Annotated in this window: 18 protein-coding genes and 3 tRNA genes; 14 read left to right on the forward strand and 7 right to left on the reverse strand. The window is 60.3% G+C overall.

The genetic code is table 11. The annotated features are described in order from the left end of the window. Window positions 1–75: 75 nt before the first annotated feature. The 3 genes from rlmM (at window position 76) to pdxB (ending at window position 2,742) form a co-directional block, all read left to right on the forward strand. Complete coding sequence (gene rlmM, locus LIX93_RS08400; protein WP_226503539.1) at window positions 76–1,140, forward strand: 23S rRNA (cytidine(2498)-2'-O)-methyltransferase RlmM; 1,065 nt, start codon at window positions 76–78, stop codon at window positions 1,138–1,140. A gap of 14 nt (window positions 1,141–1,154) precedes the next feature. Next, complete coding sequence (gene tusA / locus LIX93_RS08405) at window positions 1,155–1,412, forward strand: sulfurtransferase TusA (RefSeq protein ID WP_226503540.1); 258 nt, start codon at window positions 1,155–1,157, stop codon at window positions 1,410–1,412. A gap of 187 nt (window positions 1,413–1,599) precedes the next feature. After that, the gene (gene pdxB, locus LIX93_RS08410) at window positions 1,600–2,742 is read left to right on the forward strand and encodes a 4-phosphoerythronate dehydrogenase PdxB (protein WP_226503541.1); all 1,143 of its coding nucleotides are present in this window, start codon (window positions 1,600–1,602) and stop codon (window positions 2,740–2,742) included. A gap of 99 nt (window positions 2,743–2,841) precedes the next feature. On the opposite strand, the gene LIX93_RS08415 is transcribed toward pdxB, so the two are convergent. Continuing rightward, the gene (locus tag LIX93_RS08415; protein ID WP_226503542.1) at window positions 2,842–3,015 is read right to left on the reverse strand and encodes a PA1571 family protein; all 174 of its coding nucleotides are present in this window, start codon (window positions 3,013–3,015) and stop codon (window positions 2,842–2,844) included. A 278-nt stretch (window positions 3,016–3,293) separates the two neighbouring features. On the opposite strand from LIX93_RS08415, the gene LIX93_RS08420 reads away from it, so the two are divergent. Continuing rightward, entirely contained in the window at window positions 3,294–5,069 is a 1,776-nt protein-coding gene (locus LIX93_RS08420) for an ABC transporter transmembrane domain-containing protein (RefSeq protein WP_226503543.1), read from the forward strand. Between the two features lie 112 nt (window positions 5,070–5,181). Here the strand turns inward: LIX93_RS08420 and LIX93_RS08425 are convergent, their stop codons facing one another. Both LIX93_RS08425 and LIX93_RS08430 read right to left on the reverse strand, forming a co-directional pair. Then, window positions 5,182–5,466 (reverse strand): pyrimidine/purine nucleoside phosphorylase, encoded by a 285-nt coding sequence (locus LIX93_RS08425; RefSeq protein ID WP_226503544.1) that lies wholly within the window; start codon window positions 5,464–5,466, stop codon window positions 5,182–5,184. A 61-nt stretch (window positions 5,467–5,527) separates the two neighbouring features. Then, on the reverse strand, window positions 5,528–6,085 hold the full coding sequence (locus tag LIX93_RS08430; protein WP_226503545.1) for an exonuclease domain-containing protein: 558 nt from the start codon (window positions 6,083–6,085) through the stop codon (window positions 5,528–5,530). Window positions 6,086–6,373: 288 nt separating this feature from the next. On the opposite strand from LIX93_RS08430, the gene LIX93_RS08435 reads away from it, so the two are divergent. Continuing rightward, the gene (locus tag LIX93_RS08435; RefSeq protein WP_226503700.1) at window positions 6,374–7,150 is read left to right on the forward strand and encodes a transporter substrate-binding domain-containing protein; all 777 of its coding nucleotides are present in this window, start codon (window positions 6,374–6,376) and stop codon (window positions 7,148–7,150) included. Here the strand turns inward: LIX93_RS08435 and lpxH are convergent. Then, entirely contained in the window at window positions 7,063–7,842 is a 780-nt protein-coding gene (gene lpxH, locus LIX93_RS08440; protein WP_226503546.1) for a UDP-2,3-diacylglucosamine diphosphatase, read from the reverse strand. The two genes, LIX93_RS08435 and lpxH, sit on opposite strands and share 88 nt — an antisense overlap. Continuing rightward, on the reverse strand, window positions 7,839–8,342 hold the full coding sequence (locus tag LIX93_RS08445) for a peptidylprolyl isomerase (protein WP_226503547.1): 504 nt from the start codon (window positions 8,340–8,342) through the stop codon (window positions 7,839–7,841). The genes lpxH and LIX93_RS08445 overlap by 4 nt, the downstream gene beginning before the upstream one ends. Window positions 8,343–8,556: 214 nt before the next feature. On the opposite strand from LIX93_RS08445, the gene LIX93_RS08450 reads away from it, so the two are divergent. Both LIX93_RS08450 and cysS read left to right on the forward strand, forming a co-directional pair. After that, window positions 8,557–10,263, forward strand: coding sequence for a glutamine--tRNA ligase/YqeY domain fusion protein (locus LIX93_RS08450; protein ID WP_226503548.1), 1,707 nt, complete (start codon window positions 8,557–8,559; stop codon window positions 10,261–10,263). 9 nt (window positions 10,264–10,272) lie between these two features. Next, window positions 10,273–11,655 (forward strand): cysteine--tRNA ligase, encoded by a 1,383-nt coding sequence (cysS, locus tag LIX93_RS08455; protein WP_226503549.1) that lies wholly within the window; start codon window positions 10,273–10,275, stop codon window positions 11,653–11,655. Between the two features lie 95 nt (window positions 11,656–11,750). On the opposite strand, the gene folD is transcribed toward cysS, so the two are convergent. After that, window positions 11,751–12,608 (reverse strand): bifunctional methylenetetrahydrofolate dehydrogenase/methenyltetrahydrofolate cyclohydrolase FolD, encoded by an 858-nt coding sequence (folD, locus tag LIX93_RS08460; RefSeq protein WP_226503550.1) that lies wholly within the window; start codon window positions 12,606–12,608, stop codon window positions 11,751–11,753. A 283-nt stretch (window positions 12,609–12,891) separates the two neighbouring features. On the opposite strand from folD, the gene LIX93_RS08465 reads away from it, so the two are divergent. From LIX93_RS08465 to LIX93_RS08475, 3 genes are all read left to right on the forward strand, one after another. Further along, window positions 12,892–12,968 (forward strand) — tRNA-Arg (locus tag LIX93_RS08465). A gap of 33 nt (window positions 12,969–13,001) precedes the next feature. Then, window positions 13,002–13,077, forward strand: a tRNA-His gene (locus tag LIX93_RS08470). Between the two features lie 61 nt (window positions 13,078–13,138). Then, window positions 13,139–13,223, forward strand: a tRNA-Leu gene (locus tag LIX93_RS08475). A 292-nt stretch (window positions 13,224–13,515) separates the two neighbouring features. Here the strand turns inward: LIX93_RS08475 and lpxO are convergent. Continuing rightward, the gene (lpxO, locus tag LIX93_RS08480; protein WP_226503551.1) at window positions 13,516–14,415 is read right to left on the reverse strand and encodes a lipid A hydroxylase LpxO; all 900 of its coding nucleotides are present in this window, start codon (window positions 14,413–14,415) and stop codon (window positions 13,516–13,518) included. A gap of 386 nt (window positions 14,416–14,801) precedes the next feature. On the opposite strand from lpxO, the gene tig reads away from it, so the two are divergent. From tig to lon, 4 genes are all read left to right on the forward strand, one after another. Then, entirely contained in the window at window positions 14,802–16,112 is a 1,311-nt protein-coding gene (tig, locus tag LIX93_RS08485; RefSeq protein WP_226503552.1) for a trigger factor, read from the forward strand. A gap of 92 nt (window positions 16,113–16,204) precedes the next feature. Then, the gene (gene clpP, locus LIX93_RS08490; RefSeq protein ID WP_226503553.1) at window positions 16,205–16,840 is read left to right on the forward strand and encodes an ATP-dependent Clp endopeptidase proteolytic subunit ClpP; all 636 of its coding nucleotides are present in this window, start codon (window positions 16,205–16,207) and stop codon (window positions 16,838–16,840) included. A 112-nt stretch (window positions 16,841–16,952) separates the two neighbouring features. After that, on the forward strand, window positions 16,953–18,236 hold the full coding sequence (gene clpX, locus LIX93_RS08495) for an ATP-dependent Clp protease ATP-binding subunit ClpX (RefSeq protein ID WP_226503554.1): 1,284 nt from the start codon (window positions 16,953–16,955) through the stop codon (window positions 18,234–18,236). Between the two features lie 150 nt (window positions 18,237–18,386). Further along, the gene (gene lon / locus LIX93_RS08500) at window positions 18,387–20,783 is read left to right on the forward strand and encodes an endopeptidase La (protein WP_226503555.1); all 2,397 of its coding nucleotides are present in this window, start codon (window positions 18,387–18,389) and stop codon (window positions 20,781–20,783) included. Window positions 20,784–20,924: the final 141 nt, after the last annotated feature.

Consider the following 20,924-nt stretch of genomic DNA (forward strand, 5'->3'; position numbering starts at 1 on the left):
CGCGCTTTTCAAGGCAGCGGGATGAAACCCCTCTGCCGGCCAATGGCCTGCGCCGACGGCACCCTGGAGTGATCAATGAATACGCTGTTTATGCACTGTCGGCCGGGCTTTGAAGGCGAAGTCTGTTCGGAAATCGCCGAACACGCCGCGCGCCTGGATGTATCGGGCTACGCCAAGGCGAAGCCGGCCAGTGCCTGTGTCGAATTCATCTGTCATTCGCCCGAAGGGCCCCAGCGCTTGATGCGCGAGCTGCGTTTTGCCGAGCTGATCTTCCCGCGCCAGTGGGCCCGTGGCCGTTTCGTCGAGTTGCCGGAGACCGACCGCATCAGCGTGCTGCTGGCGACCTTGGCCGATTACCCGGTGTTCGGCAGCCTGTGGCTGGAGATCGTCGACACCAACGATGGCAAGGAGCTGTCGACCTTCTGTCGCAAATTCGAAGTGCCGCTGCGCAAGGCGCTGATCAAGGCCGGCCGCCTGCTGGACGATCCGGCCCTGCCGCGTTTGTTGCTGACCTTCAAGACCGGCCGCGAAGTCTTCGTCGGCGTGGCCGAGGCCGACAATCAGGCGATGTGGCCCATGGGCATCCCGCGTTTGAAGTTCCCGCGCGAGGCGCCGAGCCGTTCGACCCTCAAGCTGGAAGAGGCCTGGCATCATTTCATTCCAAGGGAGGAGTGGGACGCGCGGTTACACAGCGACATGACCGGTGTCGATCTCGGCGCCGCGCCGGGTGGCTGGACCTATCAACTGGTGCGCCGCGGCATGCTGGTCACCGCCATCGATAACGGGCCGATGGCCGAAAGTCTGATGGACACCGGCCTGGTCAAGCACCTGATGACCGACGGCTTCACCTACAAGCCCAAGCCGACGGTAGACTGGATGGTCTGCGACATCGTCGAAAAGCCCGCGCGCAATGCCGCTTTGCTGGAAACCTGGCTGGGCGAGGGACTTTGTCGCGAAGCCGTGGTCAATCTAAAGCTACCCATGAAACAACGTTATGCCGAGGTGCGGCGCTTGCTCGACCGCATCGCAGAAGGCTTCAAGGCCCGCGGCATCAAAGTGGCCATCGGCTGCAAGCAGCTGTACCACAACCGTGAAGAAGTGACGTGCCACCTGCGCCGTCTCGATACGAAAAAGCCTTGATTCAGGAGTTACCCATGTCTGAAGCCCTTAGCGCTGCCACCCCTGTCGACGCGGTGCTCGACGCCAGCGGCCTGAACTGCCCGGAGCCGGTGATGATGCTGCACCAGCACATCCGCGACCTGGCGGGCGGCGGACTGCTCAAAGTGATCGCCACCGACCCGTCGACGCGCCGCGACATCCCCAAGTTCTGCGTGTTTCTGGATCACGAGTTGGTGCATCAGGAAGAGGCGGGCGGGACGTACCTGTACTGGATTCGCAAGAATAACGGGTGAGGGAGTGCGGTGATGCTGATGGCCTCTTCACCGCCGAACGCGCACCTTGCTCCCAGAGGTGTATGACTCGGGATCTCAGTGCACCGTAGGAGCGAAGCGTGCTCGCGAAGAGGCCCGCAAGCCAAACATCCTGCTCGCTACAACCCCGCTGAACGCCTAAACTGCGGCTCCGCCCAAGGAGCCTGCCATGCTGATCGTTGCTGACGAAAACATCCCTCTGCTGACCGAATTCTTCCAGGGCGCGGGTGAGATACGCCGCCTGCCTGGGCGCAGCATCGACCGCGCCGCGATCGCCGAGGCCGATGTGCTGCTGGTGCGTTCAGTCACCAAGGTGACCCGCGACATACTCGTTGGCAGCCCGGTCAAGTTCGTCGGCACCTGCACCATCGGCACCGATCATCTGGACCTCGAATACTTCAACCAGACCGGCATCCAATGGGCCAGCGCCCCCGGCTGCAACGCCCGTGGTGTAGTGGACTATGTGCTGGGCAGCCTGTTCACCCTGGCCGACCTTGACGGCGCCGACCTCAGCCGCCGTATTTATGGCGTGGTCGGTGCCGGCCAGGTCGGTGGACGTCTGATCGACGCCTTGCGCGGCCTTGGCTGGGATGTGCGGGTCTGTGATCCACTGCGCGAGCCAGCCGCAGGCGAGGTGCATGTCAGCCTTGACGAGATCCTTGCCGAATGTGACGTGATCAGCCTGCACACGCCGCTGACCCGCAGCGGCCCGGCGCCTACCTGGCATTTGCTCGACGCCGAGCGCCTGGCACGCTTGCGCCCAGGCGCCTGGCTGATCAACGCGGCCCGCGGCCCGATCGTCGATAACCTGGCACTGCGCGCCTTGCTCACCGAGCGCGACGACGTGCAGGCGGTGCTCGACGTCTGGGAGCACGAACCCAGTGTCGACCTGGCTCTGGCCGATCTCTGTGTGCTGGCCACCCCGCACATTGCCGGCTACAGCCTGGACGGTCGGCAGCGGGGCACCGAGCAGATCTATCAGGCCTTTTGTGCCTGGCAGCACCAGGCGCCGGCACTGCGCCTGTCCGATCTGCTGCCCAACGCCTGGTTGGCGGGCCTGGAGCTGCATGCCGACAGCGACCCGGCGTGGGCGCTGGCGATGGTTTGCCGCGCGGTGTACGACCCGCGCCGTGACGATGCCGATTTTCGCCGCAGCCTCAATGACGACGACGCCCTACAACGGGTGGCGTTCGATGCATTGCGCAAGCACTACCCGCCACGCCGCGAGATCGACGCCCTCAACGTGCGCATCGAGGGCGAAGCGCCATTGCTGCGTCAGCAGATGCATGCGCTGGGTATTCAGCTGGGCTGAGTCGCGACCCGAAAGTATCGGGCAGAAAAAACCCGGCGAAGGCGCCGGGTTCAGGAATTCTTGTTATTGAAGTGCTTGTGCCTGGCCAATACCTGAGGGTCACTTCCTGGGAGCAACCAGACGTTTTTCCAGCTCCCGACAGGCTTGTTGAACCATGTCTTCGGTGATCGGTACTTCGCGGCCCTGGGCGTCGATGATCGAGCCTCCGACGGCATGGTGTGGCTGGACGCGTTGGACTGGCAATGTTTCGCTCGGCTGCGATTGCAGGCTCATGGTCTCTCTCCTCATCAGATTGCGCGTAGCGTAAGACCCTGTCATGACCGAGGCATTACAACGGTCACCGACGCTTGCACGTTCTTCACAGGGGGTGGGTACAGCCCTGCAGGCGGCGACGTAGAGCGTTGCCGGGTTGTTCCTGCGCATGGACGCTGTTCGGACTGCCCTGCTTTAGCTGACTGACCGCCGCGCACGAAGTTCCGGCAGGGCGCCGCTGTCGCAAACCTTGCGACAGGGTGTAGGCTGGCCGCCCGAACCTGTGCAATGGCGTGGCCATGACCTTACTGACTTCGCGACATCGCCGCGCTCTGCGCCTGACTTTGGAGTTTGTCCGGCCTTACCGTTGGCAAACGGTGGGCGCCTTGATTGCCTTGGTCGTCACCGCCGCCATTGCCTTGTCCATGGGGCAAGGCGTGCGCCTGCTGGTCGATCAAGGCTTCGTCACCGGTTCGCCGGAGCGCCTGAACCACGCGATCGAGGTGTTCCTGCTATTGGTGCTGGCGCTGGCAGCTGGCACCTTTACGCGCTTCTATCTGGTGTCGTGGATCGGCGAGCGGGTGGTTGCCGATCTGCGCCGCCGGGTGTTCGATCACCTGATCGATCTGCATCCGGGGTTCTATGAAAGCGCCCGCAGTTCGGAAATCCAGTCGCGGCTGACCGCCGACACGACCTTGCTGCAATCGGTGATCGGCTCGTCGCTGTCGCTATTCCTGCGCAACGCCTTGATGGTCATCGGCGGCATCGTGCTGTTGTTCATCACCAACCCCAAGCTCACCAGCATCGTGGTGATCGCCTTGCCGCTGGTGCTGGCACCGATCCTGATTTTCGGTCGACGCGTACGCGGGTTGTCGCGTCTGAGCCAGGATCGCATCGCCGATGTCGGCAGCTACGTCGCCGAAACCCTGGGCCAGATCAAGACCGTGCAGGCCTACAACCACCAGGCGCTGGACCGCGAGCGCTTCGCTGCCACCGTGGAAGGCGCCTTTGATACGGCCGTCAAACGCATCCTGCAGCGTTCCTGGTTGATCACCTTGGTGATCGTGCTGGTGCTGGGGGCAGTGGCAGTGATGCTCTGGGTGGGCGGCATGGACGTGATGGCCGGACGCATCAGCGGGGGCGAGCTGGCGGCGTTCGTGTTCTATAGTCTGATCGTCGGCACCGCGTTTGGCACCCTCAGTGAAGTGATCGGCGAACTGCAGCGTGCCGCTGGCGCTGCCGAGCGTATCGGTGAACTGCTGCAGGCGCGCAACGAGATCCATGCCCCGGTCAGCGGCCTGCGGCAACTGCCGGCCCGCGTCAGTGGTCGTCTGGAATTGCAGGATGTGCGCTTCGCCTATCCGACCCGGCTCGACAAGCCTGCGGTCGATGGCATCAGCCTGACCGTGGCCGCGGGTGAGACGCTGGCGCTGGTCGGGCCGTCGGGGGCGGGCAAGTCGACCTTGTTCGACTTGCTGCTGCGCTTCTACGATCCACAACAGGGGCAACTGCTGATCGAAGGCGTGCCACTGCCGACCCTCGATCTCCAAGATCTGCGCCGCCACTTCGCCCTCGTATCGCAGAGCCCGGCGCTGTTTGTCGGTACGGTGGAAGAGAACATTCGTTACGGCCAAGGCAACGCCACCTTGGCGCAGATCGAGCAAGCCGCCCAAGCGGCCCACGCCCATGAGTTCATCCAGCAACTGCCACAGGGCTACCAGACGCTGCTAGGCGAGGGTGGGCAGGGATTGTCCGGCGGCCAACGCCAGCGCTTGGCGATCGCCCGGGCACTGTTGGTGGATGCACCGATTCTGTTGCTTGACGAGGCGACCAGCGCGCTCGATGCGCAAAGCGAATACCTGATTCAGCAAGCCTTGCCCACGCTGATGAAGGGCCGCACCACTCTGGTGATCGCCCATCGGCTTGCCACGGTACAGAATGCCGACCGCATCGCAGTGATCGATCAGGGGCGTCTGGTGGCGGTGGGAACTCATCGGCAGTTGCTGGACAGCAGCGAGCTGTATGCGCGGCTGGCGGCGTTGCAGTTTACAGCGGGGAGCATGCCGGGAGGCTGAAGGCGTCTTCGCGAGCAAGCGTGCTCCCACAGGTTCAAGACGCGAGAACGGGTTGTACTGTGGGAGCAATGCGTGCGCTCGAAGGAGCCATTCGCATCAACCTGACATCAGATCAGTCGCGATATTCACACAGGTAGGCGGTATCGACTTCGACTTTCAGCTGGAACTTGCTGTTGGCCGGTACGTTGAACTTGCTGCCCGCCGCGAACACTTCCCAATCATTGCCATCTGGCAGCTTGACGGTCAGGGCACCGGACACAACATGCATGATTTCACGTTGAGCCGTGCCGAATTCGTATTCACCAGGAGCCATCACGCCGACAGTGGCCGGACCTTCAGCGGTACCGAAAGCGATCGATTTCACGGTGCCATCGAAGTATTCGTTGACTTTGAACATGGGGCATCTCCGGGTAGATGGGCCAAAAGGGTGGCCAGTATGCCCAAGGAGGCTGGGGCCGTCATCCGCTTTTGAACAGGTCCGGCAATGCCAGCGGCAGCAGGCGAGCGGTGTTGCGGGCATCTTCCAAGGCGCGATGCTGCTGCCCGTTGAAGTGCAGGCCAGCCAGTTGCAAGGCGGTATTGAGTCCCGTGGGCCGCTGCAACTTCCGAGCCTTGGCGAAGCGCTGCTTGAGGTTGATATGAGGGACTTTGGCCAGCAGGCTGTCGATCCCGTGCTGTTGCCAGGCCAGCACGAATTGCTGACGATCGTAGTCACCCCAGCTCACCCAGGCTTCGATCTCGCCGGCGAAGCGTTGCAGCCAACGTTCGAAGGTCGGCCAGACCTCCAGCAGTGGCGCCGCCGTATCGATGTTGGCTTGGGAAATGTGCGTCAATTCGCGGCAGAAACTGGTCAGATGCGGCCTTCGCTGTGGCTTCACGAACCGCTGGAAATGATCCAGTTCACGGCCATCGCGGTTGACCAGGCTGGCACCCAGCTCGATGATTTCCATTTCGGCGACCGGCCAGCCTCCCTCATCGGTGGTGGCTTCCAGATCGATAACCAGCCAATACGGCATGGCACACTCCAAGGCGATGGGCTGATGGATCATAAGGCTGCTTGAGCGTAGAGCCTAGCCCCGAGCCGCAGTTCCCTGTGCCAGTTGTGTATCGGGTGTTGTGCCACGCTCCGGAGCGCGGCACTATCGTTCCTGAATCAGTACGGTTGTGGCGTTTTGATATTGTCTGGCGCCATAAAAACGCCTAGATTTAGTGCCCTCACTCTAGCCCAGGTTCCTCTCGTGCAGCTCAGCTCTCTGCGTGTCGCCCAAGTTGCGCTGTTCTGGTTATCCGCGACCTTCTTCAGCCTGCCTGCCGTAGCACAGCAAGAGGTGCGTATCGGGGCCGCGCATTTTCCACCCTATACCGTGCGTCCGGAGAGCGGCGCCGACACCGGATTGCTGCCCGAGATGGTGGCCGCGCTCAATCAATTGCAGAGTGACTACCACTTCGTCGTGGTGCCGACCGCCTTGCCGCGGCGCTTCCAGGACTTGAAGCAGGGGCGGATCGACCTGGCCATCTTCGAGAACCCGCAATGGGGCTGGCAGGAAATCGACCACATCAATGTGGATCTGGGCCTGGAGGATGCCGAAGTGTTCGTGGCGCTGCGCAAGGACGGCCGTGGCCAAGGGTATTTCGACAGCCTGGCCGGCAAGCGTCTGGCGCTGTTCAGTGGTTATCACTACGCCTTTGCCGGTTTCGATGCCGATCCGAGCTGGCTGGCCAGCCACTTCGACGCGACCCTGACCTATTCCCACGACAGCAACCTGTTGATGGTGCTGCGCGGGCGAGTCGACATCGCGCCCATCACTCGCTCATTCCTGACCGACTACCTGGCGCATAACCCCGAGGCGGCCGACAAGCTGATGATGTCCGAGCGCGTCGACCAGATCTACCACCACTATGCGATCTTGCGCCCGGGCGCACCGATCAGTGCCGAGGCGCTGCGCGGGTATTTCCAGCAGTTGCATGCCAATGGCGACTTGCAGCGCATATTTCAGCCGTTGCGGATCTCGGTGCTGCCGATGCCGGGCCTGTCGGCCCCGATGACGTCTGTGCCGAAATCGAAGGCTGCCAGCGAATAGCCTTGTTCGTCGACCTGCAACGCCCAGCCTTGCCGATCCCAGTCTCCCAGCACGATGCGCCGGGCAGGTTGGTCGGCCACCGTCAGCTTGTGAATCGCCGGGCGGTGGGTGTGGCCGTGAATCAGGGTGTCGACGCCGTATTGCTGCATGATCCGCGGTACTTCTTCGGCGGTGACATCGACGATGTCGTTGGCTTTCATGCGCGTCTGCGCCTTGCTTTCGCTACGCAGCTTGCGCGCGAGCTTGTGACGCGTGCGCAGCGGCAGGTGGCGCAATATCCACAAGGTGATGGGATGGCGCAAATAGCGCCGCAGGCGCATATAGGCTTCGTCACGGGTGCACAGGCTGTCGCCGTGCATCAGCAGCACCGGCTGACCGTTGAAGTCGACCCGGGTCGGATCCTCCAGCAGGGTGCAGCCCGCCGCCTTGCAGAACGCCTTGCCCAGCAGAAAGTCGCGGTTGCCGTGCATGAGGAAAATGGTCACGCCGCTGTCCGCCAACGACCGCAGCGCGGCGCAGATGGACTGTTGATAGGGCGTCATGGCGTCGTCGCCGATCCAGGCTTCGAAAAAGTCGCCGAGGATATACAACGCGCTGGCCGCGCGGGCGCGGCCAGCGAGGAAGTCAAGAAACGCCCGGGTAATGTCCGGGCGTTCTTCTTGCAGGTGCAGATCGGAGATCAGCAGTATCACTCAATGATCTCGGCGCTTTCGATGACAACGTCTTCGACTGGAACGTCCTGGTGGCCGTTCTTGCCAGAAGTCTTCACACCCTTGATCGCGTCGACGACCTCAGTGCCTTCGGTGACCTTACCGAACACCGCGTAGCCCCAGCCCTGGGTGTTCTTGGCGGTGTGGTTGAGGAAACTGTTGTCGCCAACGTTGATGAAGAACTGCGCCGAGGCCGAATGCGGCTCCATGGTGCGGGCCATGGCGACGGTGTACTTGTTGTTTTCCAGGCCGTTATCGGCTTCGTTCTGGATGCTTGGACGCTTGTCTTTCTTTTCCTGCATGCCAGGCTCGAAACCGCCGCCCTGGATCATGAAGTTGCCGATGACGCGGTGGAACACGGTGTTGCTGTAATGACCGGCCTTCACGTATTCGATGAAGTTGGCCACGGTGATCGGGGCTTTTTCGGCATTCAGTTCAATGACGATAGCGCCGTGGTTGGTGTTGAGTTTGACTTGAGTCATTGGGAAAATTCGCTCTTGTTGAAGAATTCAGTAGTGCTGACGCGCAGTCTAGCGTTCGGGATACGCTTTTGGCGGCGGTTTTTTCCGCTTGTCGCGCAATAAGGCGTCAGATTGTCGGCCGCGGCCTGTCAGGTGCCGGAGCGCTTGGGCTATGATACGGGCTTTGATTTGGTCGGCCTACCCTGGCCGCGCACTCGCATCGTTCAAGGATCCCATGAGCAAGCCTACTGCCGACACCGCTCCCAACGCCGCCGCCAAGGCCGGCCCTGCCGTCCCGACCAACTTCCTGCGCCCGATCGTGCAGGCTGACCTGGATTCGGGCAAGCACACCGGCATCGTCACGCGTTTTCCACCCGAGCCCAACGGCTACCTGCACATTGGCCACGCCAAGTCGATCTGCGTCAACTTCGGCCTTGCCCAGGAGTTCGGCGGCCAGTGCAACCTGCGCTTCGACGACACCAACCCGGCCAAGGAAGACCAGGAGTACATCGACTCCATCAAGGCCGACATCCAGTGGCTGGGCTTCCAGTGGGCCGGTGAAGAGCGCTATGCCTCGCAGTATTTCGACCAGTTGCACGACTGGGCGGTCGAGCTGATCAAGGCTGGCCTGGCCTATGTCGACGACCTCACCCCCGAGCAGGCCCGCGAATACCGCGGCAACCTCACCGAGCCTGGCAAGAACAGCCCGTTCCGCGAGCGTTCGGTCGAAGAGAGCCTGGACCTGTTCGCGCGCATGAAGGCCGGCGAATTCGCCGACGGCGCCCGCGTGCTGCGTGCCAAGATCGACATGGCCTCGCCGAACATGAACCTGCGCGATCCGATCCTGTACCGCATCCGTCACGCCCATCACCACCAGACCGGCGACAAGTGGTGCATCTACCCCAACTATGACTTCACCCACGGTCAGTCGGACGCCATCGAAGGCATCACCCATTCGATCTGCACCCTGGAATTCGAAGGCCATCGCCCGCTGTATGACTGGTTCCTCGACAACCTGTCGGTGCCGTCCAAGCCGCGCCAGTACGAGTTCTCGCGCCTCAACCTGAGCTACACCGTGACCAGCAAGCGCAAGCTCAAGCAGTTGGTGGACGAGAAGCACGTCAGCGGTTGGGATGACCCGCGCATGTCCACGCTCAGCGGTTTCCGCCGTCGTGGCTACACGCCTGAGGCGATTCGCAGCTTCTGCGAAATGATCGGCACCAACCGTTCCGACGGCGTGGTGGATTTCGGCATGCTTGAATTCAGCATCCGTGACGACCTCGACCGTAATGCGCCACGCGCGATGTGCGTACTGCGGCCGCTCAAGGTAGTGATCACCAATTATCCGCAAGGCCAGGTCGAACACCTCGAACTGCCGCGCCACCCCAAGGAAGACATGGGCGTGCGCGCCTTGCCGTTCGAGCGGGAGATCTATATCGACCGCGACGACTTCATGGAGGAGCCGCCAAAAGGCTACAAGCGCCTCGAGCCGGGCGGTGAAGTGCGCCTGCGTGGCAGCTACGTGATCCGCGCCGACGAGGCCGTCAAGGATACCGATGGCAACATCGTCGAGCTGCGCTGCTCCTACGATCCTGACACCCTGGGCAAGAACCCCGAGGGTCGCAAGGTCAAGGGCGTGATCCACTGGGTGCCGGCCGCCGCCAGCGTCGAGTGCGAAGTGCGCCTTTACGAGCGCCTGTTCCGCTCGCCGAACCCGGAAAAGGCCGCCGAAGGCCAGACTTTCCTGGACAACATCAACCCCGAATCCCTGCTGGTGCTCAGCGGTTGTCGTGCCGAGCCGTCGTTGGCGAACGCCGCGCCGGAAGACCGCTTCCAGTTCGAGCGCGAAGGTTATTTCTGCGCCGACCTGAAAGACTCGCAACCCGGTCGTCCGGTATTCAACCGTACCGTTACCCTGCGTGATTCGTGGGGCCAGAGCTAAGGATTCGTCGTGCTGACCATTTACAACACGCTCACCAAGAGCAAAGAAGTCTTCAAACCGCTGGATGGCAACAAGGTGCGGATGTACGTGTGCGGCATGACCGTGTACGACTTCTGCCACCTGGGTCACGGTCGCAGCATGGTCGCCTTTGATCTGGTCACCCGCTGGCTGCGTTTCAGCGGCTACGAGCTGACGTATGTGCGCAACATCACCGACATCGATGACAAGATCATCAACCGTGCGCGGGACAATGGCGAGACGTTCGACGCCCTGACCGCGCGCATGATCGACGCGATGCACGAAGACGAAGCGCGCCTCAACATCCTGCCACCGGACCTGGAGCCGCGTGCCACCGATCATATCCCTGGCATGCACGCCATGATCCAGACCTTGATCGACAAGGACTACGCCTACGCGCCGGGCAACGGCGATGTCTATTACCGGGTCGGCAAGTTCGTCGGCTACGGCAAGCTGTCGCGCAAGAAGATTGAAGACCTGCGCATCGGTGCCCGTATCGAGGTCGACGAGGCCAAGCACGATCCGCTGGATTTCGTCCTGTGGAAGGGCGTCAAGCCCGGCGAGCCGAGTTGGGAATCGCCTTGGGGGCCTGGGCGTCCCGGCTGGCACATCGAATGCTCGGTGATGTCGACCTGCTGCCTGGGCGACACCTTCGACATCCACGGCGGAGGCAATGATCTGGAGTTCCCGCATCACGAGAACGAAATCGCCCAGAGCGAGGCGGCCACCGGCAAGCCGTACGCCAACGCCTGGATGCATTGCGGGATGATCCGCATCAATGGCGAGAAGATGTCCAAGTCGTTGAACAACTTCTTCACCATCCGCGACGTGCTGGAAAAGTATCACCCGGAAGTGGTGCGCTACCTGCTGGTATCGAGCCACTATCGCAGCTCGATCAACTATTCCGAGGACAGCCTGAAGGAATCCAAAGGCGCTCTGGAACGCTTCTACCATGCCCTGCGCGGGTTACCCCGTGTAGAGCCGGTCGGCGGGCAGTCGTATATCGAGCGCTTCACTCAGGCGATGAACGACGACTTCGGTACGCCGGAAGCCTGTGCGGTGCTGTTCGACATGGTGCGCGAAATCAATCGTCTGCGTGAGGGCGACGAGGTGGCGGCGGCCGGGCTGGCAGCGCGGTTGCGCGAGCTGGCAGGAGTGCTGGGCGTGTTGCAGATGGACGCCGAGGACTTTCTCAAGGCGGGCGCTGAAGGTCGGGTCGATGCCGAGCAGGTCGAGGCATTGATCGAGGCGCGTCTGGCTGCACGTGCAGGCAAGAACTGGGCTGAGTCGGACCGGATCCGTGATGAGCTGACTGCATTGGGCGTCGTGCTTGAAGACAGTAAAGGCGGCACGACCTGGCGGTTGGCGGACTGATTCGCAGACACGCGCCTTGGCACTTTGGAAGCGGGCTCTGCCCGCGAAGCTGTTAACGGCTTCGCGGGCAGAGCCCGCTTCCACATAGGAGTGCGTTACTCCGCGTGCAGGGTCTCTGCGGCGTACAAGGTATTTTCCAGCAAGCAGGCGCGGGTCATCGGCCCGACGCCACCCGGTACGGGCGTGATCCAGCCAGCACGGGGCAGGGCGGTTTCGTACACCACGTCACCGACCAGCTTGCCGTCGGCCTGACGGTTGATGCCGACGTCGATCACGATCGCGCCTTCCTTGATCCATTCCCCCTTGACCAGCCCCGGCTTGCCGGCAGCGACCACCACCAGGTCGGCGCGTCCGACATGGCCGGCCAGGTCCTGGGTGAAGCGGTGCGTCACGGTGACGGTGCAGCCCGCCAGCAGCAGTTCCATGGCCATCGGCCGACCAACGATGTTTGAGGCACCCACCACCACGGCGTTCATCCCGTACAGATCCTGACCGGTGCTCGCCAGCAGGGTCATGATGCCTTTGGGTGTGCATGGGCGCAGCAGTGGAATGCGCTGCGCCAGGCGGCCGACGTTGTAAGGATGGAAACCATCGACGTCTTTGTCCGGGCGGATGCGCTCGAGCAGCAACGAGGCATCCAGATGGGCTGGCAGCGGCAGTTGCAGCAGGATGCCATCTATATCGGCGTCATCGTTGAGGCGGTCGATCAGTTCGGTCAGGGCCTGCTGAGTCGTCTCGCTGGGCAGGTCGTATGCCTGGGACAGGAAACCGACCTCTTCGCAATCCTTGCGCTTGTGCGACACGTAGACCTGAGAGGCTGGGTCGGTGCCCACCAGTATCACTGCCAGGCCCGGAGTGCGCAGCCCTTGCTGGCGGCGCTCGTCGACACGATGAGCGATCTGCTGGCGCAGGCTGGCGGCGATTGCCTTGCCGTCGATAAGTAGTGCAGTCATGACGCGTGATTAACCATCAAGAGGGAGAAAAATGTGCGCGCATTCTCGCATGTCACAGGCCGAGGGCAAAGGCGCTTGGTCTGCATATTCCGCTAACCCCTTAAATAAAATCAGTTTTTTTTAAAAAAGAGTTGACGACCTTTCGGCTCGCCTATAACATTCGTCGCACTTGTCGGGCAGGGCCTAGCACTGGTTAAACAGGTCGACAGGGTTGAGGCTTCAACAGCTCGATCAGGTTTGCTAAAGCTCTTGATTTTCGCTCTTCGGAACGTTGATCAAACAAGCGCCCGTAGCTCAGCTGGATAGAGCATCCGCCTTCTAAGCGGATGGTCGCAGGTTCGAGTCCTGCCGGGTGCGCCATTAGGCAGCTTTGGCACAAGTAAATGCAATATGGTGGGCGTAGCTCAGTTGGTAGAGCACAGGATTGTGACTCCTGTTGTCGTGGGTTCGATCCCCATCGTCCACCCCATATTCGAAAAGAAGGCGCCTGATTTTAACGAATCCGGCGCCTTTGTTTTAAAAGCTTTACCGCGGATGTGGTGGAATTGGTAGACACACTGGATTTAGGTTCCAGCGCCGAAAGGTGTGAGAGTTCGAGTCTCTCCGTCCGCACCAGTCAGTAGAAAGCAAGCCCCGAATTTCCTGAGGCCTCACGGCTCCAAGATCGGGGCTTTTTTTCGCCTTGATTTCGGGTCTGTGAGAAAGGATGTAGGTGAAGGCGCTATGGATCGTAGCGCGCTCCATCAGGCACAGAAGCCCCGCCAAGCTGCGTTCCACCAAGCTGCGTTCCACCAATCTGCAGTAGGCCGAACGCTTCGCTGATGCCTTGGCCTGTCTTCGGGCGGGGCGCTGATACACAGATCATGAAAAACCCGCCGAGGCGGGTTTTTTTTGGGGTTGCATTGGGTCAGATCCAGATAAAAAACGCGATCAGCACTGCCACCACTGCCCATTTCTCCAGGTAATAGCGTGTGCGATTGGTCTTTTTCATGGCCTTGCCGCGCAGGCGCACTTTATAGATACGGCTGAACAGGCGGTTGATTGCGCCGGTGCTGTCCTCGCTTGAGTTCGGCGCTGCCGCCGCCGACATCACATTGCGGCTGAACCAGCGATTGAAAGCGGCCGCCCAGCGGTATTTCAGGGGGCGCTCGATGTCGCAGAACAGGATCAGGCGATTGCGATCGGTGGTGTTCTCGGCGTAGTGAATGTAAGTCTCATCGAACATCACCGCCTCGCCATCGCGCCAGTAATAGCTTTCGCCATCTACATTGATATGGCAGCCCGGATCGTTCGGCGTGTCCAGTCCGAGATGATAGCGATAAGAGCCCGCGTAGGGGTCGCGATGTCGGACCAGGCGCGAGCCTGGCGGCAGTTCGGCGAACATCGCCGCCTTTACTGAGCCAATCTGCTGTAGCAGTTCGGTGGTGCGCGGGCATAGTTTGGTCGCTGAAGGATGATGGTCGCCGTACCATTTCAGGTAGAAACGCTTCCAGCCAGTTTTGAAGAACGAGTTGAAGCCGACGTCGTTGAACTGGTCGGAGCGCTTGATTTCCCCTTGGCGCATGAGCGCCAGGCCTTCAGCGCGGATTTCTTCCCAGTGCGTCTGCAGAGGGGCGAGATCAGGAAAGTCCGCTGTGCTCAGGTACGGCCGGTTGGGCAGCCGCGAGAACAGATAAAGGAAGCTGTTGACTGGGGCGAGCACGGTGGAGTGGTCACTTAGCTGACGGCTCAGTTTGTGCCTGACGCGCCCACGGAAATGGATGTAGGCGACCGACAGAACGAAGGCGATGACAATAATGGCTTTCATGTTGAGATTCGGGCTGTAGCCGTCCTGAGGCAGGAAACATCGAGAAAGAGCGCTGAATGTGTGGCCGTGAGCGAATGTTTTGCTGCGGCGCGGACATCAGGTCTGAGTAGTGTTGCCTTTTGGACGATATCAAAATCGCCCGGTTGCGCGCCAGCCGTCAAGTCGTAAGGTAGCGTTACTGCTTGCGTAACAATAACTTGGCGCAAGGAATGGGCCTCGGGGGTGGGTGTTTCAGGTGTTTTTGCTTGAGCGTCACGGTCGTCCAGGCGCTCGCGGGAGTCGTCTTTGTCGGGCAGGGTGACTTCTTGCGATTGACCCACTAGAATGCTTGCCCTTGATCTGGGGTCGGAAATGGCCGGCTAACGTCTGTGCAACGAGGAAAATCCATGCAAGTTTCTGTTGAAAACACTTCCGCTCTCGAGCGCCGCATGACCATTGGCGTGCCTGCCGAGCGCATTGAGGCCGAAGTCAACAAGCGTCTGCAACAGACCGCCCGCAATGCAAAAATCGCGGGCTTTCGTCCTGGCAAGGTGCCAATGAGCGTCATCCGTCAGCGCTATGAGGCCGACGCACGCCAGGAAGCATTGGGTAATGTCATCCAGGCTTCGTTCTATGAAGCCGTAGTCGAGCAGAAGCTGAACCCGGCTGGCGCTCCTGCGGTAGAGCCAAAAGTATTCGAAAAAGGCAAGGACCTGGAATACATCGCGACTTTCGAAGTCTTCCCTGAGTTCGCGGTCGCCGGTTTTGAAGCCATCAGCGTCGAGCGCCTGAGCGCCGAAGTGAAAGATGCCGACCTCGACAACATGCTCGAGATCCTGCGCAAGCAGAACGTCCGTTATGAAGCGGTCGACCGTGCTGCTGCCAACGACGACCAGGTCACCATCGACTTCGTCGGCAAGGTTGACGGCGAAGCTTTCGCTGGCGGTTCCGCTACCGGCACTCAGCTGGTACTGGGTTCGGGCCGTATGATCCCTGGCTTCGAAGACGGCCTGGTCGGCGCCAAGGCCGGTGAAGAGCGCGTTCTGAACCTGACCTTCCCGGAAAACTACCAGAACCTCGACCTGGCCAACAAAGCCGCCGAGTTCACCGTGACCGTCACCGCCGTGGCCGCTCCGACCCTGCCTGAACTGAACGAAGCCTTCTTCAATCAGTTCGGCATCAAGGAAACCGGTATCGACGGCTTCCGCACCGAAGTTCGCAAGAACATGGAGCGCGAGCTGCGCCAGGCGATCAAGACCAAGGTCAAGAACCAGGTCATGGACGGTCTGGTCGAGGGTAACCCGATCGAAGTGCCCAAGGCGCTGCTGTCCAACGAAGTCGATCGTCTGCGCGTGCAGGCCGTTCAGCAGTTCGGTGGCAACATCAAGCCTGACCAGCTGCCGGCCGAGCTGTTCGAAGAGCAAGCCAAGCGCCGCGTGGTGCTGGGCCTGATCGTCGCCGAGGTGGTCAAGCAGCACGACCTCAAGCCTGACGAAGCCCGCGTTCGCGAGCTGATCCAGGAAATGGCCTCTGCCTACCAGGAGCCAGAGCAGGTTGTAGCCTGGTACTACAAAAATGACCAGCAGCTGAACGAAGTGCGTTCGGTTGTGCTGGAAGAGCAAGTTGTGGATACTGTTCTGCAGAAGGCTAAGGTGACCGATAACGCGGTCTCTTACGAAGAAGCGGTCAAACCGGCTGAAGCAGCACAAGCCGACTGATCGTTCCACTCGTTTGAAAATACACCCATAAGCCAGCCTCGCGCTGGCTTATGCGTATTCAAGACATGACTATTTGGGAGTAACTGCAGAGCATGTTCCGTAATTCGTATATTCAGCAGAACTCTGATACCCAGGCCGCTGGCGGCCTGGTCCCGATGGTTGTCGAGCAATCTGCTCGTGGCGAACGCGCCTATGACATCTACTCGCGCCTCCTCAAGGAGCGAGTGATCTTTCTGGTTGGTCCGGTAGAGGACTACATGGCCAACCTGATCTGCGCGCAACTGCTGTTCCTTGAAGCGGAAAACCCGGACAAGGACATCCATCTTTACATCAACTCCCCGGGTGGTTCGGTAACCGCAGGCATGTCGATCTACGACACCATGCAGTTCATCAAGCCAAACGTGTCGACCACATGTATCGGCCAAGCGTGCAGCATGGGTGCGTTCCTGCTCACTGCCGGTGCCGAAGGCAAGCGTTACTGCCTGCCAAACTCGCGCGTGATGATTCACCAGCCACTGGGCGGTTTCCAGGGGCAGGCGTCGGATATCGAAATCCATGCCAAGGAAATCCTCTTCATTCGCGAGCGCCTGAACAAGCTGATGGCCAAGCACAGCGGGAAAACCCTGGAAGAAATCGAGCGTGATACCAACCGCGACAATTTCATGAGTGCCGAAGCTGCCCGTGATTACGGCTTGATCGACGAAGTGATCGAAAAGCGCCCTGCTTAACTCAAGCAGCTCAAAATAGGGCCGGTCGGCGAGTCTGACCGCCAGCGGGCTTGAAAAAGCTCGCAATAGCCTTCATCTTGTGTTGCAAGCCTATCGGATTTGGATCGAACGAATGACTGACACCCGCAACGGCGAGGACAACGGCAAGCTGCTCTATTGCTCCTTCTGTGGCAAAAGCCAGCATGAAGTGCGCAAATTGATTGCCGGCCCCTCCGTCTTTATCTGCGACGAGTGCGTCGACCTGTGCAACGACATCATCCGCGAGGAGGTGCAAGAAGCCCAGGCAGAGAGCAGCGCGCACAAATTGCCGTCCCCCAAGGAAATCAGCGGCATCCTCGACCAGTATGTGATCGGTCAGGAGCGCGCGAAGAAGGTCCTGGCGGTGGCTGTCTACAACCACTACAAGCGCCTCAACCAGCGTGACAAGAAGAACGACGACGTCGAGCTTGGCAAGAGCAACATCCTGCTGATCGGACCTACCGGTTCGGGCAAGACGCTCCTGGCTGAAACCCTCGCTCGTCTGCTCAACGTGCCATTCACCATCGCTGACGCCACCACGCTTACCGAAGCGGGTTATGTCGGCGAGGACGTCGAGAACATCATTCAGAAGCTGCTGCAGAAGTGCGACTACGATGTCGAGAAGGCCCAGATGGGTATCGTCTACATCGACGAGATCGACAAGATCTCGCGCAAATCGGACAACCCGTCCATCACCCGCGATGTATCGGGCGAAGGCGTGCAGCAGGCGTTGCTCAAGTTGATCGAAGGGACCGTAGCTTCCGTGCCTCCACAAGGCGGTCGCAAACACCCTCAGCAGGAATTCCTGCAGGTCGACACCCGTAACATCCTGTTCATTTGCGGTGGCGCCTTCTCGGGCCTCGAAAAGGTCATCCAGAATCGCTCCACCAAGGGCGGCATCGGCTTCGGCGCCGAAGTCCGCAGCAAGGAGGAGGGCAAGAAGGTGGGCGAGTCCCTGCGTGAAGTCGAGCCTGACGATTTGGTCAAGTTCGGTCTGATCCCGGAATTCGTCGGCCGTTTGCCGGTACTGGCGACTTTGGACGAACTCGATGAGGCTGCGTTGATGCAGATTCTTACCGAGCCGAAAAATGCCCTGACCAAGCAGTACAGCAAGCTGTTCGAAATGGAAGGTGTCGACCTCGAGTTTCGTACCGATGCACTCAAGTCCGTGGCTCGCCGCGCGCTCGAGCGCAAGACCGGTGCACGTGGCCTGCGCTCGATTCTCGAAGGTGTGCTGCTCGACACCATGTACGAGATTCCTTCGCAGACCGACGTCAGCAAGGTGGTGATCGACGAAAGCGTGATTGCCGGTACCTCCAAGCCGTTGCTTATCTACGAAAACAGCGAGCCGCCTGCCAAGGCAGCACCTGACGCATAACCTGCGGTACAGCGTGGAAAACAGAAGGGGCCTTCGGGCCCCTTTCGTTTTCCTGAGCCCAGCGCTTGTTTTTTTTGGGGCATGCCCCCACATTGGTTTCAGACCCAATTCCATCTGTGTGCGGCCCATGGCCGCTGAAGAGGCGAAATCATGAAGACAACCATTGAATTGCCTCTCTTGCCGTTGCGTGATGTCGTGGTATATCCGCATATGGTTATCCCGCTGTTCGTGGGGCGCGAGAAGTCGATCGAGGCTCTGGAAGCCGCGATGACAGGCGAGAAGCAGATCTTGCTGCTGGCACAGCGCAATCCTGCGGACGATGATCCGGGTGAAGACGCACTGTATCGTGTGGGTACCATCGCTACTGTCCTGCAGTTGCTCAAGCTGCCCGATGGCACCGTCAAGGTGCTGGTCGAAGGCGAGCAGCGCGGTACCGTCGAGCGTTACATGGAGGTAGACGGCCATTGCCGCGCCGAAGTGGCGCTGATCGACGAGACCGTTGCCGCTGACCGCGAGTCCGAAGTTTTTGTACGCAGCCTGCTCTCGCAATTCGAGCAGTATGTGCAGCTGGGCAAGAAAGTCCCGGCTGAAGTCCTGTCCTCCCTCAACAGCATCGATGAGCCGGGTCGCCTGGTCGACACCATGGCTGCGCACATGGCGCTGAAGATCGAGCAGAAGCAGGAAATCCTCGAAATCATCGATCTGCCCGCCCGGGTAGAGCACGTCCTGGCGTTGCTGGATGGCGAGATCGACCTGTTGCAGGTCGAAAAACGCATTCGCGGTCGGGTCAAGAAGCAAATGGAGCGAAGCCAGCGCGAGTACTACCTGAATGAGCAGATGAAGGCCATTCAGAAAGAACTCGGCGACAGCGACGAAGGGCACAACGAAGTCGAAGAGCTGAAAAAGCGCATCGATGCCGCCGGCCTGCCCAAGGACGCTCTGACCAAGGCTAATGCAGAGCTGAACAAGCTCAAGCAAATGTCGCCGATGTCGGCTGAAGCCACCGTGGTACGTACCTATATCGACTGGCTGGTGCAGGTGCCGTGGAAAGCGCAGAGCAAGGTGCGCCTGGACCTGGCCCGCGCTGAAGAGATCCTCGATGCCGACCACTACGGTCTGGAAGAGGTGAAGGAACGTATCCTCGAATACCTCGCCGTGCAAAAGCGCGTGAAAAAGATTCGCGGCCCGGTGCTGTGCCTGGTCGGTCCTCCTGGTGTGGGTAAAACCTCCCTGGCGGAGTCGATCGCCAGCGCCACCAATCGTAAATTCGTGCGCATGGCCCTGGGTGGTGTGCGTGATGAAGCCGAAATTCGTGGCCATCGCCGGACCTACATCGGTTCGATGCCAGGAAGATTGATTCAAAAGATGACCAAAGTAGGCGTCCGCAACCCGCTGTTCCTGCTCGACGAGATCGACAAGATGGGCAGCGACATGCGTGGCGATCCGGCGTCGGCGTTGCTGGAGGTGCTCGACCCCGAGCAGAACCACAACTTCAACGACCACTACCTCGAGGTCGACTACGACCTGTCCGACGTGATGTTCCTGTGCACCTCGAACTCCATGAACATCCCGCCTGCGCTGCTGGACCGCATGGAAGTGATTCGCCTGCCGGGCTACACCGAAGACGAAAAGATCAACATCGCCACCAAGTACCTGTCGCCCAAGCAGATTCAGACCAACGGCCTGAAAAAGGGCGAGCTGGAGATCGAGGTCGAGGCGATTCGCGACATCATCCGCTACTACACCCGTGAAGCCGGTGTACGTGGGCTGGAGCGGCAGATCGCCAAGGTGTGCCGCAAAGTCGTCAAGGAGCACTCCAATACCAAGAAGTTCTCCGTGGTCGTTGGTGCCGATTCGCTCGAAGCGTTGCTCGGTGTGCGCAAATTCCGCTACGGCCTGGCCGAACAGCAGGATCAGATCGGCCAAGTGACTGGCCTGGCCTGGACTCAGGTCGGTGGCGAATTGCTCACCATCGAATCCGCCGTGGTGCCCGGCAAGGGGCAGTTGATCAAGACCGGTTCGCTGGGCGACGTGATGGTCGAATCCATCACCGCCGCGCTCACTGTGGTCCGCAGTCGCGCCCGTAGCCTGGGCATCCCTGCAGACTTCCACGAGAAGCGCGACGTGCACATCCATATGCCGGAAGGGGCGACGCCCAAAGACGGCCCTAGCGCGGGCGTGGGCATGTGCACGGCCCTGGTGTCGGCCTTGACCCAGATCCCTGTACGCGCCGATGTCGCCATGACGGGTGAAATCACTTTGCGCGGGCAGGTACTGGCAATCGGTGGATTGAAGGAAAAACTTCTCGCGGCGCATCGCGGTGGCATCAAGACCGTGATCATTCCGGAAGAGAACGTGCGTGACTTGAAAGAGATTCCGGACAACATCAAGCAGGATCTTCAGATCAAACCCGTTAAATGGATTGACGAAGTCCTGCAAATTGCGCTGCAATACGCGCCGGAGCCCTTGCCCGATGTGGCTCCCGAGATAGTTGCAAAGGATGAAAAGCGCGATTCTGATGCCAAGGAAAGGATCAGTACGCACTAGCACGCATTTGTCCGGGAGGCTTCCTTGACAGATTTTTAGAGCCCTTGATATAAAGCGGCTCTTTTTGTGTCGGGGAGTCCGCCCGGCACCCGGTTTTTCTGTGTCGAATACATACTTAGAAATAACTTAATAGAGATATAA

The sequence above is a fragment of the Pseudomonas sp. MWU16-30317 genome (assembly GCF_020515695.1).
Classification (GTDB): Bacteria; Pseudomonadota; Gammaproteobacteria; order Pseudomonadales; family Pseudomonadaceae; genus Aquipseudomonas.